Origin of the sequence: Streptomyces sp. NPDC127106, assembly GCF_042677605.1 — a bacterium.
Classification (GTDB): Bacteria; Actinomycetota; Actinomycetes; order Streptomycetales; family Streptomycetaceae; genus Streptomyces.
The window spans coordinates 76,598-91,566 of sequence record NZ_JBHXTC010000028.1 but is presented as its reverse complement, the minus strand read 5'-3'; the positions used below and the strand labels follow the sequence as shown (position 1 = coordinate 91,566).

8 protein-coding genes are annotated in these 14,969 nt (G+C 65.8%); 2 read left to right on the top strand and 6 right to left on the bottom strand.

Annotation, left to right across the window (positions count from 1 at the left end; genetic code table 11):
• Positions 1–150: 150 nt before the first annotated feature.
• Complete coding sequence (locus tag ACFVGY_RS22875; protein ID WP_385680186.1) at positions 151–627, bottom strand: LysM peptidoglycan-binding domain-containing protein; 477 nt, start codon at positions 625–627, stop codon at positions 151–153.
• 702 nt (positions 628–1,329) lie between these two features.
• Between ACFVGY_RS22875 and ACFVGY_RS22870 the strand changes: the two genes are divergently transcribed.
• Together ACFVGY_RS22870 and ACFVGY_RS22865 are read left to right on the top strand one after the other, a co-directional pair.
• Positions 1,330–1,737 carry a hypothetical protein gene (locus tag ACFVGY_RS22870; protein ID WP_385680184.1) on the top strand — a complete coding sequence of 136 codons (408 nt, stop codon included), beginning with the start codon at positions 1,330–1,332 and terminating at the stop codon, positions 1,735–1,737.
• Positions 1,697–2,242, top strand: a complete 546-nt coding sequence (locus ACFVGY_RS22865; RefSeq protein WP_385680182.1) for a hypothetical protein — start codon at positions 1,697–1,699, stop codon at positions 2,240–2,242. The genes ACFVGY_RS22870 and ACFVGY_RS22865 overlap by 41 nt, the downstream gene beginning before the upstream one ends.
• Before the next feature lie 240 nt (positions 2,243–2,482).
• Here ACFVGY_RS22865 and ACFVGY_RS22860 read toward each other — a convergent pair whose 3' ends face one another.
• The 5 genes from ACFVGY_RS22860 to ACFVGY_RS22840 all read right to left on the bottom strand — a co-directional run bounded on the left by ACFVGY_RS22860 (position 2,483) and on the right by ACFVGY_RS22840 (position 14,838).
• On the bottom strand, positions 2,483–2,797 hold the full coding sequence (locus tag ACFVGY_RS22860; RefSeq protein WP_385680180.1) for an HU family DNA-binding protein: 315 nt from the start codon (positions 2,795–2,797) through the stop codon (positions 2,483–2,485).
• Between the two features lie 132 nt (positions 2,798–2,929).
• Positions 2,930–3,295 (bottom strand): hypothetical protein, encoded by a 366-nt coding sequence (locus ACFVGY_RS22855; protein ID WP_385680178.1) that lies wholly within the window; start codon positions 3,293–3,295, stop codon positions 2,930–2,932.
• Between the two features lie 41 nt (positions 3,296–3,336).
• Positions 3,337–5,076 (bottom strand): hypothetical protein, encoded by a 1,740-nt coding sequence (locus tag ACFVGY_RS22850; protein ID WP_385680176.1) that lies wholly within the window; start codon positions 5,074–5,076, stop codon positions 3,337–3,339.
• Between the two features lies 1 nt (position 5,077).
• Complete coding sequence (locus ACFVGY_RS22845) at positions 5,078–10,627, bottom strand: hypothetical protein (protein WP_385680174.1); 5,550 nt, start codon at positions 10,625–10,627, stop codon at positions 5,078–5,080.
• A 164-nt stretch (positions 10,628–10,791) separates the two neighbouring features.
• On the bottom strand, positions 10,792–14,838 hold the full coding sequence (locus tag ACFVGY_RS22840) for a type IV secretory system conjugative DNA transfer family protein (RefSeq protein ID WP_385680172.1): 4,047 nt from the start codon (positions 14,836–14,838) through the stop codon (positions 10,792–10,794).
• Between the last annotated feature and the right edge of the window lie 131 nt (positions 14,839–14,969).

Sequence of the window (14,969 nt, the reverse complement as noted above, 5' to 3'; positions counted from 1 at the left end):
AGAGCTACGAGGCCGGACTGCATCTGTGCGGTGCGATGCTCTGGCTCCGCAGCATCGCACCGCAGTCATGATCTGAACTCCAGACACTACCTAGTGGCGTCAGGGCGTCGATTCAGGCTCGGTACGTGACGGTGTTGCCCTGTCGCGTCGTCACGCCCGTGGGATGAGCCGCGAGGCCCACGCGTGGATGAGATCCGCATTCTGGGTCTTGTTCGCCTCGACCAGAATGCCAATCGGAACCCCAGTCCTCCTTGAGATCTCGGCGAGCGTATCGCCTGGCACGATGGTGCCCGGCTTCGTGTTCGGCGCGGGCTCGGCGGGTGCGCCCGATCCGTTGGGCTCGTCCTCGTCCTCGTCCTCGCTGCCGCGACTGGGCTTCGAAGTCGGACTCGCCCCGCTCTCGTCCTGCTTCCCCGTGCCGGCCTCGCTCGGCTGCTGGGCGCTGCTGCCTCCGGCGTTCTGTTCGTCGGGGTTGCCCGGCGCCTCGGCCGGGGCGTGATTGCCATGCAGTGCCTGGGTGAAGCCGCCGTCGGAAGTCGCAAGCTGCGTCAGGCCCCAGCCGGCGAGGAGCGCCGCTCCGCCCGCCATGAGGCCGGCCGCGATGAGCGGCCCGTTGCCGAAGCCCATCGGGCCGGTGCGACTCCCGGCAGTTGCTCTCGTCTGTGCCGTCGGCTTCGACGCCGTCCCCTCTGGCCTCTGAACCGTAGCCGCCATCCCTGCCCCAACTCCTCTATGAATAGCATGCAGAGTCATCCGCGTCTGACATTGCCATTCTACTCATAGTCTAATCCAAGTCGATGCAATAAGGGATTGAATGTTAGTGCAAACCCTGCCCGAGAGATCGCCAATGGCTCCCCGAACCATCGACCGCCAGGCCGAACGAAGGAATCGCACCACCATGGCCAACTGCTCCGGTCTCTCTTCTGCTCTGGCCGATCCGAGCAGGGCGACCGCGGGTTCAGCGTCCGAACTGCGACCTGGGGCCGGCTGGGTCAACCCCGGGGGAGTGGGCTGTCGATGCTCTGCTCCTGATGGGCAGACGGGGAGGCATCCGGCCCGACCGCGCCGTCAAGTACGAGCTGTTCGACGCCCACATTCGTGACGCCTTACGACGTCCTCTCGGCCCTGGACGGCCGTCGTGACTGTCCATGAATCAGAGCCCGTGCTCCAGTCCGCACCGTGCGGGACTGGAGCACAGGCTCCTCCTTCTCCTGCCTGGCTCGCCTCTCAGGGATGGAGTGAGCCATCATTCGACGTCCATGTCGACTCGGCGATGACCCTCGTATACGAGTCGACAACAAGTCGCTCTAGACTGACTATAATGAAGGTATGACTCGCAACGACAATGCCCACGGCGGCAGCAGTCCCGGCGCCGGGCTCCCGAAGTTCTCTGTCAATGTCGTCCCGACAGACCAGCTCAGGCACGAGGAACTCGCCACGGTCCTGAACCTCTATCGCCGCGGCCAGATCACGCCGCTGATCTTCGGAGACGGCAACAAGCCCGAGGCCGCGATCATCCCCTTCGCAGCGTTCGTGCGCCTCATGAAGTACGACCACGCGGCCCACGTCCACGCTGAGGCTGATTTCCAGGCCGAGCTCTCCCATCGCATCCAGGAGTCCGACGCCTCTGGCGAGGCGGGCATGACCGTCGAGGAGCTGGCCGAGAGCCTCGGCCCGCTCGGTCAGCAGTGGGCGGATGACCATCGTGCTGCCCAGCAGAAGAAGCGTCATGAGTGAGCGTCGGCCTGTCATCCGCATCCTGCCGACCGCCGGTCTCAAGCAGGACCTCCAGACTCTCCACGACGCTGCGCTGAAGAAACCTCAAGGACCAGAGGGCCGGCTCCTGCGCGTGGCTCTCAACCAGCTGGGCCGGATCCAGCAAGGCGCGCCGGGCACGCACCCGCTGGGGTACATGCCCAGTTATCCCGATCTCTCCGATTGTGAGACCACGTACGTCGGCGCAGATCCGAATGCAAAGCCCTCGCACCGGATCGTCTGGCGGGAGCGCGCGCCCCAGCGCCCGGGCGAGCCCGTCATCCGCGAGATCATCGCCCTGGGTGAACGCGCGAACGGGCAGGCCTACTACATGGCCGGCCAGCGTCTGGGCCGCCCTGTGGGCTTCACTCTCGCCGAGCTGGCCGCGCAGCGCGAGCCGATTGCGAGTCCCTCGCGACCCAGGCAGCACTTGACCGGCAGTTTCGACACGCCGTCCATGAACGAGCCTGACCACCAGTTCGAGTGACCTGTACCTGGCCGTGGCCGGCGTGCTCGTCGTCCCGGTCAGCGCGCTCGTGCTGATCTTCGTCATCGCCGACGGCTGAGCCTCGCGGCCGAACTCATCTCATCCACAAAGGAAATTCCCGTGATGCCTGCAGGTATCACGGGGATTTTCTTTTCTGCCGGCTCCTCGATTTCTGCGACGCGGGCCGCAGCTCACGACCCTCAATGACGTTTTCGAACTTGCCGGCATCCCCGATCGTCTCTAGGTCCGTGGTGAGGCGTCGTCCTCATGGCCCCCCAGTCGGCGGTTGAAGCTGCTCGATGCGGAGAACTTGAGAACCACGTAGTCATCGACGTTGCTCTTGCCGAAGCGCACCTTGTGACCCTTGTGGTCCTGTCGGTAGAAGCGGCCGAAGCTCGTGAGTACGACCGCCTCACCGCCGCTGACCGCTCCGGTGAGTTCACCAAGCAACGACTCGTATACCTTGTTCACCACCCGGATGGGCAACTTGCTGCGAGTCGCGACCCGCGAGATGAACTCGCGCTTATTGACGCGCGGTGTCTTCGTCGTTTCCATGTCTACACCATGCCCTGTCGCCGATCATTACACGGTCCCACTTGGGAACCAGTCTATCGGAGATGGTCATGAGTAGAGAAGAGGAGCGGGGCCTGTCAAATGCAGTCGCCATGCTTATCGTTGCTCATTCGGCTAGATTTCCAGATCCGGCTCGATGCCCTCCTGGTCGCCCCTGGGCTCATAGACGACCGACTCGATGATGCTCCGCGTGTTCGGATCGCGGCGCTGGTTCAGGACCTTGTCGTGAGACTCCTCGAACCGCTGCTGCGCCGCCACGCGTTGGGCCGCATCGAGCTTCGCGCCGATGTTGCGCTCTCCGAACTCCATCATCGAACTCAGTGCCGACGTCGCGCCCTGCCGGAGCGCGCTGACGTGCGGCTTGTTCTGCGCCCGCTGCTGCTCCCATCGGCTCCGATCCTCCGGTGTGACGTAGCCGAACATCCGCGCGAAGCGCGATCCGAACCTGACCTGCTGTCCCTCGTTCTGTTCCTGGTTCATGCCCCCTCCTCCTGCTCCTCGTTCGTGTTCTCGGATCGCGCTCAGGTTCGCTGGAAGTCCTCGGAGTCGGCCTCGGCGTTCGGGCCGTCGTGCTGCGCCCCGGCCTCCTGCTCGGCCGACGGACCCGTAGGGCGCGACCGCGGCTTGAGTCGCTGCTCCTCGAAGAAGGCCCCGGGGTCGTCGACCGCCGTCTGCAGTGTTCGCTGCCAGTTCTCTCCGAGGCTCCGCTTCAGCTGCGCCTCGAGATCCGGGTACTTCTGGTTCACTGCCTCCATCGCGTCGACGTAGGCGTTGGAATAGACCCGCTGCTGCTCCTCGGGTGACAGACCGTCGATGTCCATGCTCGCGATCATCACCTCGGACTGGTCCAGCCGGTGCTGGAGCATGTCGGGCAGCCCGCTGGTGTCCAGACCCTGTTTCTGCGCCGCGAAGCCGACCAGGTAGCCGAGCACGTTGCCCCCGTAGGCCTCTTGGTCGCCGCGGCCCAGCGCGTCGAGAAACGAGGTCTTCATCGTCTCGGCGAGCTGAACCTGGTGGGCGTCCGCGTCCATGGGTCGACGCAGTGTGAACATCCCGTCCTCGGGCAGACGCCGGCCCAACTGGTCCTCGAACTCCCCGCTCCACACCGTGTGGACCCGATCGGAGCCCGCGATCCGCTCCTCGTGTGCGGGGGCCTTGACGATCCGTCCGTGGGCCACGCCGTTGAACATCGTGCGCAGCTCGGGCTCGTACTCCATCCGCTCGCCGATGATCTTTCGGGCGCGCTGGACGACCTCCCGGCGCTCCAGGCCGTCTTCGCTCATCTGCTCGTACAGCCGCTTGCGCAGCGCCCGGTGGCCATCGCGGATCAGGCCGACGTCCGCGCCCGGCTCACGCATCTTCCAGAAGGCGTTCTCCATGAGCGCGACCTCGGTCATGGCTGCCGAGTCCGTCGTGAACATCTCCCGGTGGCCGCGCTCACGATGCTGCATGGCGTCCAAGCGCGTGCGCCACTTCTTCGACAGGTGGTCACGCGGATCCGTGCTGCCGATCAGGCGCTCGCGCCGGGCCCCGCTCGGCAGGTCCTTGAAGATCCTCTGCCGGTGCGTGATGCCGCTCTGGGCAAAGGCCACCATGCCACGGGTCCGGGTATCGATGCGCTCCTGGATCTTGTCCTTGAGGGGTTGGAGGTAGCTGTCCATCTCCTTCTTGAAATCCGGGGCGAGCATCCGCATCGTCATCGCCATGCCGACCGCCTGGATGATCGAGTTGGCGTTCACTCCGCGCGAGAGCGGCTTGAGACAGGCCTGCATCATCATCTGCATGTAGACGTGGTGCATGGCGCCGAGATCCTGCGCCGGCTCCTCGTCGGTGAAGCCGGGCACCAACAGTTTCGAGTCCCGCAGCGAGGTCATGTACTTCTCGCAGGCCAGCCGCGTCTCCGCCCTGAGTTTGAGCAGCTGCTCGCGCTGATCCAGGCCCTCGCTCTCGTCCTCGGCCCGGTCGACGTCGATCCTGTGCACGCGGTCACGGTCGGCCATCCGCTTCCGGGTCTTCTCACCGAAGAACTCGCGGGCACGGTCCCGGAGCCGCTCACGCCGGGAGCGCGCACCGTCCGCGTCCTGCGGCCCCGGATCGTCGATCACCTCGGCGTCGATCGGCTCGTCCGAGCGCGAGTCCCAGTGGGCGTAGGTGTTGCCCCGCGGCTCACCGGTCCGAAGCCGATCGTCGCCAACCGGAAGCACCTTGACCGCGCGCCGACGGCCCGCGGTTCCTGTTCCCAGTTCCTTGTGCCGTGCCATCTCAGTACCCCATCCCGTAGTCGCCGTCGTTGACTTGGGGCTGATCGATCTCGATGCTCGGCGTGTAGACCGGGCGCCTCGGGCCCACGCTCACGGCATGCGCGGAGCGGCGCTGCGAGCCGCGGGTGCGGGACGCCGCCGCGTCTTGAGAGATCACGTCGCGCTTGACCACCGAGTCATCGACGGCGATCACGGCGTGGTCCGGGCTGTTCCTCTCGATGGAGCCCAGCTGATCGAGCTGCCGCGACATCTGCACCCGAGCCTTCAGAGCCGCCGAGGACGCGAACTGCTCGTTCCTGTCGCCGTCGTAGACGCTCTCACGGTTCTTGGCCGCCTCCACCAGATCGGCGAACGCGCCGACGTAGGCCATCCGGTCCATCAGGGTTCCCCGCAGCGACACGTCTTCTTCCAAGTTGCGGATGAGCCCGGTCGCCGGGTCCTCCAGCGCACCGGCCACGCGGGCCACGTACTCCGGGTTGACCCTGACTCCGAAGCCATCCTTGGATTCGTAGAACTCGACGAACTGCTTCTGCCACTCCTCGGCCGTAGCCTGGACGGGCTCACCGTCCACGAATGCCGTGCGCCACTGGCCCGGGCCGACACGTTCGATGCTGCGGCCCCTCCAGAGCTCACGGCCGGGGCCCTGGAGCATCGCGTACTTGTGCCGGGCCTCGGCAGCGTCGTGCTTCGCCTGCAGGATCGACTGGGTCACCGGGTAGGTGACCTCCAGGACGGCCTTGAGATCCTCGCCGCGCAGCGCGCAAACGGCGCGCTGGCTGAACGAGCCACCCAAGCCGGTGCCGTGGGACTTGATCGCCGTGGCGAACATCGAGGCTTCCTGGTCGGATTGGGTGATGCCGGGCGTGCCCTGTGCATCGCCCAGGTTCCGGGCGTAGTCGTCGAGCTTCTTCTCGCTCCCCTTCGCGCCGGTCTTGACACAGACCTCGCGCACGCTCCGCAGGTGTGCCTCGCGATCCGAGAACGTCAGAGCCGCACCGAACTCGCCACGCTGCGCCCGGCGGTACAGCCCGCTCAGCTCCTCCGTCACGCTCTGCTGGGCGCGCTTGATGTCCTCCGGCGAATCCGAACCCGTGATTGCCCGCAGCCGGAGCCGGTTCGCCTCGCTCCGTGAACGCTCCAACTCATGAGCCATTCGCGCGTTCTTGGAGAGCGCGACCTGGGTGTCCAGCGACACCTGCATGGCCAGCGGGTGTGAACCATCGCCCTTGACCACTCCGGTGTCCAACAGGTTGGCCGGCACCGAGAGCTTTGCCAGGGCCTCGGCCTTGGCTGCCTCGCTGTGCAGCTTCACCACGGCGACGGCATCACCGTCGAAATCGCCGTCAAAGCAAGCGTCCATCACCGGGTTGATCGCCGCGCCGGTGAGCCGGTCGTCGATCGCGACCCGCATGTAGCGCACACCGGCGTCACGGAGCACCGGGTCACGCCACACCAGCGCGTGGTCGCCCTCGGCGAGCCCCAACTTCGCAGCCTTGACCGAGCTGAGCGCGACTTGGTCGACGTCCAGCCGTGGGTCTGCGGTCCACACCATCGTCGCCGAGTCGGTGAGCCGTGAGGACATCAGCCCGGTCTTGAAGATGTTGCTCGTGCCCGTCAGCACTCGGTTCTGGACGTCGGTCGTGATCGCTTCGAAGGCGCGCTGAGCGCGCGAGACCGATTCGCTCATGCCGCGACGCACCTCGGCGCGCTTCTCGGCGGACAGACCCTGGCCGTCCAGTTGCTCGGCCATGTAGCGGTAGCGGCAGGCCTCCACGAAGACGTCCTGGTAGCTGCGGGTGTAGTCGTGCGTGACGGAGGACCCGTCCTCGAACTCCTGGCCACTGCGCAGGTGCGAGGACATCACCGGCAGCTTCCACGAGCTCGCGCTCACCGTCTCGGTCTGCTCACCGGTCGGATACGTGAGCGGGAACGGGATCTCCATGTCGCCGCCGCGGTCGCCGATGAGGTCGCCGAAGGACTTGCGCATCGCCATGGTGTTCAGTCCCGGGAGCTGGTCCGCCTTGCGCGGCTGCGTGCGCAGCAAGTCGGGCATCGGGATGAACCGACGCTCGGTACGCTCGTCGAGGCCCTCGGCCTGGCCGATCACGCGCAGCGTGCCGTCAGCGTCCATGTCCATGCCGGATACCAGCAGGTACTCGCGCAGGCTCGACTCGGCCCCGCTGTTGTGGCCGTAGAACTCGCGCATGATCGCCGGACAGTCCTGGGACTGCAGCGCCCAGGCCAGCTGAGCCGAGGCCTTACGGCCCTTGCCGGCACGCACCTGCTCGTCGTCGTAGACCTTCGTCTTCTCGTCGACGGCCATATGGGTGACCACGAAGCGCATCTCGCCCAGGGCACTCGGCCGCAGTTCTCCGTTGGGCGAGCGCAGATCCGAGACGTTCCCGCTCATCAGCTCGCGCGCCGAGCCCGCGTTGCGCCGGGAGATGAGGCTGAACGGACTCATCACCACGTCCAGACCCGGGTTGGCCCGGAACCAGTTGACCTCTTCGACGACGGCCTGCTGCTGCGCGTCGTGCAGAGGCATGTCCCGGTCGACGATCAGCGAGATCACGCCCTTGTTGCCGTGCAGATCCGAGATCTTGTCGCCCACGACGAGATCGCGCTCCCGACCGCCGGCCCCGCGGATGCGGTGGCGCCCGGCGAATTCCTTCGACACCACGATCGGGTCATCAGCCGTCCAACCGCCGAAGGTCATCAGCGCCGTCTTCGCCGGCGCGGTGACCTCGGAGGACTGCATGATCGTCGAGGCCGTCATCTGCTGACGGTCGAACGGGTCGTACCGCAACGTCTCGAGCTCGGGGAGAGCCATGAGCGGCGCACGCTGTCCGGCCACGCTCTCGTCGCCCGGCACGATCCGACCATCGCTGTCGACCTGGGCCTGAGTGGTCAGGTACCGCACGATGCCCTGGTTGGTCCCGCCTCCGGTCATCACCGGGTCGAAGTAGCCGCTCGGCGCGGCCACGTTGTTCCGGTCCTTGCCGGTGAGCACCGCCATGTTCCGCCCGCCGGTGAGCCGCCAGGCGTCGAAGTGGTTGTCATCAGCCGGGTCGGTTCGGTCGCGCTGGGCCCTGTACTCGGCGTAGACGGTCGAGCCGGCCTTGATCTCGTTGGAGTAGCGCACACGGCGCGCCTCGGTCTGCAGGATGGCTGCCGTCCACTCGTCCAGGTGTGCCTTGATCTCGCCGGTGGACTCGTCCCGCCGGTACGTGGTGGCGCGCTCGATGTAGTCGATGGGGTGCTTGGTGCCGTAAAGCTGTGAGTAGACCGTGTTGAGCGAGGAGGGCTCGCCGGTCTCGCTCCGCCCGGTGCTGACGTCACCGGCGATCTGGTACTGGATGCGCTCGTGCATGAGCTGCTCGTAGCCGCGCAGGCGCGTGCGCTCCTCGACCGAGGTCGGAGCCTCGCCCGGAGTCTGGGCCGTGATCGTCGCCTCGTAGCCGGGCACGATCAGGGCGTTCTGCCCGCCGGCGAAGGCGGTGGTGATCTCGCCGTACTCGCCGACATCGAAGACCTGGCCGATCTCACCCGAGATCGGAATGCCTTTGCCGTCACGGCGAAGCTTCTCGCCACTCCAGCGAATGACGCCGTGATCGTCGACCAGGATCTCGGCGACCGTCGCCGCGTTGCGCTCGATGCTCTCGCGCACGGTGACCCCGATACGCCGCATGAACGCGGATTCGTGATCGGCGATCGGTACGGCACGCTCGGCGTTGAAGCGGACGAGCCGGTTCTTGAACCGGGTCGTCTGGAAGGTCGAGCCCATGATCTCGTCAGGGGAGATCTCGCAACGACGCAGCGCTGAGGCGAGGTTGTCGAGGTTCGACCACTGCCCGGTGGGGCTGGTCATGTAGCGCGCCACCCGCTCCGGGTTGAAGCGCTGATCGACCCACTCTCCGTCGACGTCATGGGGCTGCGGCTCCCAGGTCCCGATGAGTTCGAAGGGAACGTCCTCAGCGTGCTGTCGGACCTTGTCTACGGCGGTGCCGCCGTAGACGAGGTTGCCCATCTCGGGCGCCTCCCCGGCCTGCAGCTCGCCGATCCCCTCCAGCCTTTCCTGGTACATCTCTTCGGTCGCACCCGGGCGCAGCAGTTCGCTGTGCGCGCCTGTGAGCACGTCCCAGTACGAGCGTTGGATCGCGGCCACCTCGGAGTCAGCCGAGTACTCCGGCGGTTCGATCGCATCCAGCTGTCCGCCGGTTCGCTCCAGCTCCGTCTCGGCACGAGCAATGAGGTCCTCGACGCCGAGGGCTGCCCGCAGGTTCTCCCGAGCGCTCTCGACGGCGGTCTTCGCATAGGCCGCGGCCGACTCGGTGTCGAGGAAGAAGGCCGGCAGTGAGCGGTTCTTCGCGTCCCGGCGCAGCATCACCTTCGAGCCGGGCCGAGGGCCGGACTCACCGGGGGCCACGTAGTCGCCGACCACGAACATCGACTCACGGTCAACGTGGTAGCTGTCGGGCACATCCACCACCATGCGGCCACGGCCGGGCTCCTGGTGCGTCGCGCCGGTCTCGCCGGCGGCGCGCCCCGGAAGATCCGTACGCTCGACGCGATGTCCCTGGGCGAAGCGCAGTAGTTGGACGGCCTCCGCCGGCGAGGGAGAGTAGACCGCCATGCCGCCGGGAACCCGGTGGTTCGTCGAGTAGCGCAGCACGGTGCCGTTGTCGTATATCCGAGCTCCGGCGTACTCCTCCTGACGTGTGTCGGTGAGGCGGATCTCCATGCCGGTCCTGGCGATCTTCGCCTTGATCTGGCCTGGCTCGCGGTCGCGCATCACCTCGTAGGACACGCCCTGGGCCTTCAGCTCGTCCAGCAGCGCTGCCGAGCGCGCCACGGCGCGCCGGGACATGAGGCGGTTGCGGTCGACGCGGCCTGTCTGTGGGTTCCGGACCCCGTCGATGACCCACTCGCGCACCCGGTCGTACTCCTGCTGGCTCATCTTGTCCATGAGCGCGGTGAGCCCGGCGGCGTCGTCGTTCGTCATCGCGCGGCCTGCCTCGAACGGCCGGCCGTTGTCGTCGACGCGCCAGAGCACCATGTTTCCGCGCCGCGGGTCGGCCAGGGTCTCCACCTCGCCGCCGGCGACGCGTCCGATCGTCTCGTCCGGCAGGTACAGCAGCGCGGTTCCTGCGCGCTTCACGGTCGCGCGTTCGGACCAGTCGGGGTCATAGGGGCTGATCGGCAGCCGGGCCGACTGCGAGTCGACCTGGGCACCGACCCCGGTGACGCGGGTGAACTCCCGCTGCAACTGCTGATAGCGCTCGCTCTGCGGGGAATGATCACCGAACTGCGGCTCGTAGTCGGACACCTTCTCCGCGAACGCCTGGTCGATGGCGGAGAGGCAGTCCGCGATGCCCAGCCGGGGGTCGGCCAGTGCGGTGCCCCGCCGGCCGAGGATCTCGTCGACTCGGGCGCGGATCGCCTTGGCCTGGGAGATCGGAATGACCTGTCCGGCCTGCACCCGGGCCTGCTCGACAGCCTTGTAGTAGACGTACTCGTAGAAGTACTTCCGCAGTCCGCGTGCCTTCTTCATAGTCAATCAGCTTCCTGTGGATGCTCCGGGTTGCATAGAGCTTACATCGCCTATCGAAAGAGAGTTGGAAGCTATTCGAAAGGTCAGTGCCGGGGCTGCTGTCTTGGGTGAGAGATGGCCTCGGCACTGGTTGTGATCCTTGTCCGACCCCAAGCGGCCGCCGGCTACTTCGAGTTCATCTCGATGGCCATCGCCCGGTCGAACCGGCCGTCGGCCAGTACCTCCCAGCTCGGCAGCGAGGCCAGGTACTGGTAGAAGGCCGAGTGGACCTTCACCGTCGCCAGCGACTTCAGGTCCTCCTCGGTGAGGTCCTCCTCCGCGAACACCCGCGAGTCCTCGTCCTTCACGTGGCCGTTGATCCGGCGGGCGGCCTTGGCGTATGCGTCCGAGCGGATCTGGCTGATGTAGGTCTGAGACCCATCGGCGCTGCGCAGTTCGCCGTCGCCGCCGACCGAGAAGTGCTCGCGATCCTGTTCCAACTCGGTCTGCGCGGACTTGTAGGCCTCGGCGATCTCGATGTCCAGGCTTTTGACCTTTGCCGAGCCGTCGGGATTGACCAGCATCTCCTTGCTGATCGTCCCCTCCGCGTAGAGCAGACGCTGCCGCTCGACGCTGACCGCCTGACTCTCGGCGACTGCGACACCGACCTCGACGTTCTCGATGAACTGGTCCTCGTCGAACATGCTCATCCCCTCGTACTCGTCGGGGTCGACGACCACCGGAGCGTTGGGGTCATGCCCCTCGTCCACCGTGGTCATCGTCGTGATGACCTCCATGACCTCGTCGGCGTAGACATCCGGGTCCAGGCGCTCGATGTCGACCTCCCGGTAGCCGTAGATCTCCTTGTACTGCGCCTTCGCGTCCGCGGCCTTGACCGCCTGCCGCATGCGCTTCTCCAGCATCTTCACGAAGTCCGGCTGATTCATCCGCACGTCGAAGTCCATGGCACTGGACAGCGTCGGGATCGTCTGCAGTGAGTACGTGTGCCCCGGGTGCTTGATCGTGTTCCTCAGCAGCCGGACCGACATCGGCAGGATCGTCTGGTTGCGGTTCCAGATCGGCGCATCGCCGGCCCGGAAGACGATCGAGTTGCGCGGCGAGAGGAAGGCCATGTCGTTGTAGCTGATCAGCGGCTCTTCCTTGGTGCTCATCGTGTAGGAGACCCGGCCCTCGGTCTTGCCGCCGATGACCTTGTCGAGATCCTGGCTGATCTGCTTGCTGTCCCTGTACGAGCGGTGAGTCTTGCCGCTCATCTTCTCCAGCGTCTCGATCATCGAGTCGTCCGTGGATTTCAAGAAGACGATGTTCGAGGTGTTGCCCTGCACGATCTTGTCGACGCTCTCGCCGTAGACGTCGCGCAGTTGCTGCAGGGTCTGCAGGATGAGCGTGAACTGCTGCTCCTGGCCCAGGCCGATGGAGAGCATCGTCGCGAAGCCGTCGATGCCCTTGCCCTCCGACTGCAGGTTGCCGAGCTCGTCGAGCATGAACCGCGTGCGGTAGAGCGGCTTCTGGTTCGACTTCGTCATGTACGACTGGTCGGCGCTCACGTCGAACAGCTGCTTGACCAGAATCAGGATCAGTTTCGCGTACTTCATCAGGTGAGGCGGAGTCACCAGGAACAGCGCCTTCGGGGACTCCGAGTAGCGAGACAGTTTCTGCGTGATCGCCCGTGCCTGATACGAGACCTTCTCCGGGTTGCCGCCGCCGGAGAAGTCGAGTCGCGTGTCCGGGTAGAGCGTGTCCCCGGCCTGGAAGGACAGGATCTTCCCGTCCCGAGTGCCACCCTCACGCACCGGCTTCAGCTCGCGCATCACGCCGTTCTTCACGATCTTCTTGCCCGTCACCGGCTCGACCACGTAGTGCCGGCCATTGAGCGAGACCTGGTGGGTCTTCGTGAAGCTGAAGTAGAAGGTGCGCAGCAGCATCTTCGTCTGTGGGTTGACCAGCTCCAGCTTGAGCCAGGCTTCGGCGCCGGGGAACTTGCCCTTGAAGTTGTACCGGGCCCAACCTTCGCGGCCGACGATCTCCTCGTGCTCGAAGTCCTCGCCGAGGTTCTTGGTGAACATCGGGTCCGCGTAGGCGGACCACACGGCCTGTTGACCGACGAGGTGGTCGCGCTTGACGTAGTTCGGCGCGAAGCGCACGCCGAGACGACGCGGGAAGCTCAGGCCGGCCAGGTCGGTGTTCTGCGACGGCTTGCCCGAGGTCAGCGTCGAGATCGTGGGGTCGGTGAAGAACGACATGGCGGTGATCGCGATGCCGTACACAGAGGCGAGCATCTTCTCTGCGCCGGCCATCGAGCGCAGCGCGTTGTGGGCGTTGCCCACCATCGTGCGCATGTTGTTGCGGGGCAGCGCTTCGCTCGCGTTGAAGTACAGGCTGAGCATGTCCTGATCGGCCTTGCCTTCCCACATGAAGGCCCGGGCCGCAGCCTTCTCCTGCTCCTCGGCCAGGGCGTCCGCGTCGTTCTCGAACTCGCCTGCCTTGACCCGCTTTTCCAGTTCGGCCTCAGGGTTCTTGATCTTCTTCGAGCTCATCTGCACGAAGAGCTGGTAGCAGTTGTAGAGCGTGACCTTGCCCCAGAGGTCATCGAGCTTCTGCTCGAGCAGCGCCGGGTCCATGTTCAGCACGGCTGCGGCGCTGCGCAGCTCCCGTTCCTCTTCCAGGTAGAAGTCGATGAGTCCGTAGGCCGCGCGCTTGAAGGCGTTGTTGGCGGCATTGGGCCAGACCGGGTCCTCGCCGCCGTCGAGCGGAAAGAAGATCCCGGCGATGTTCTCCACATACAGTGCACACTTGGTGAAGTTGCCTTCACGCGCTGCGTCGGCCGCCAGCCCCAGGGGGTTGTAGATGTCGGTCTTCATGGAGTTGATCAGGTTGAACTGCACCGGTTCGAACCCCCGGGTGACCAGGGGCACGTAGTTCTTCACCAGCAGCTCGCCCTTGGGATCGTTGATGACCATGTTCGAGGGCTTCTTCTCTCGCGACCACATGTCGATGACCGGCTCGATGTACGTCTGGCCCTTACCGGCTCGGGTGATGGCCAGCACCATGGTGTTCACCGGCGCGGTATCGACCACGTACGCCCCGGCAGGGCGCTGGACCTCGTACTCCGGGAACGTCCAGTCCTCCTTGATCAGGGAGGCGACGGTCTTGTACGTGTTCGATCCGAAGCCGAGTTTGTCCCGGTTCTTGCCGTCAGGGTTGTACGGGATGCGTGTGGCGTCGTACTTCTGCCGCAGGGTCTTGTCATCGGGGAGGCCGGAAGCCTCGAACAGCTCGTCGCCGAAGACTTCGTCGATGATCGGCAGGGTCTGCGTCAGCGGACTGCCTTCGTCGTCGTCCATGACCTCGCCGGCGTAATAGACGAGGTTCCCCTCCTCATCGGTGACGTCTTCCTTGGCGCGCTGGGCGACCTCGACGGTGCCCAGACCCTTCTGCCTGAGCATCATGTGGCTGAGCATCGAGCTGACCTGCACGCTCGAGTGAGCACCGGCGTCGGGGAACCAGTCGTAGTTCTGCTGGATCTCTTCCGGCAGAGCGATGTGCTGGTCGTTCTGGTACTGGTTGATGTCGCTCGTGGTGTTCATCAGGTTCGCCGCGGCGACCCTCCGTGAGAACCACGTGCCGATGACGAGGGCGACCATCAGACCCGAGCCGAGCGTGATGAAAAGCTTGAACCCCGAGACGTCGGCCAGCTGCTCTCCGACCGTCGTCGCGCTCTTCTTGGGCTCAGCCGGCCTGTCGGCGCCGAGCTTGCCGTCCTTCGCCGCGGTGTACCAGACGGGGACCGGAACAGCTTCGGCGCTGGGGTGACACTTCGCCTTCACGTCCGGGTTGCCGTCCTCGGTCAGGGGTCGGTAACACTTCACGACCGAGCCGCCCGCACCCGTCATGGTGTCCTGAACGTAGTACGCACTCGGCTTGCCGCTGCCGCTGCCGGACACACCCGAGCCCACGAACACGCCCATCGAGAGCACCGCCGCGGCGATGAGCGAGTAGAGGACCCAGGCAACGACCGTCACCAGCACGCCGGCAATCACCGCGACGACGATGCCCGGTCTGTTCGACCTCAGGGTCAGGAACTTGCTGCGGTCCAACTGCTGGTTGGCGTGGACGTCTCGGTTCGTCAGCGTCTCGCCGGGCGTCCGCGCCGAGATCTTCTCCCAGCTGCTCGCCTTCGGCCGTGCCGCCTTCCGTCTGTTCGTGGCCATCGTGATTCCTTACTCTCGAGCCTCGCCCATTTCGCTGTCCCGCTGTCCGTTGCGCCCGGCTGCGCAGACGACGACGGCGCATGGGGAACGCGCCCCGTGCGCCGTCAGATCACCCCGTAGGTCATGACCGG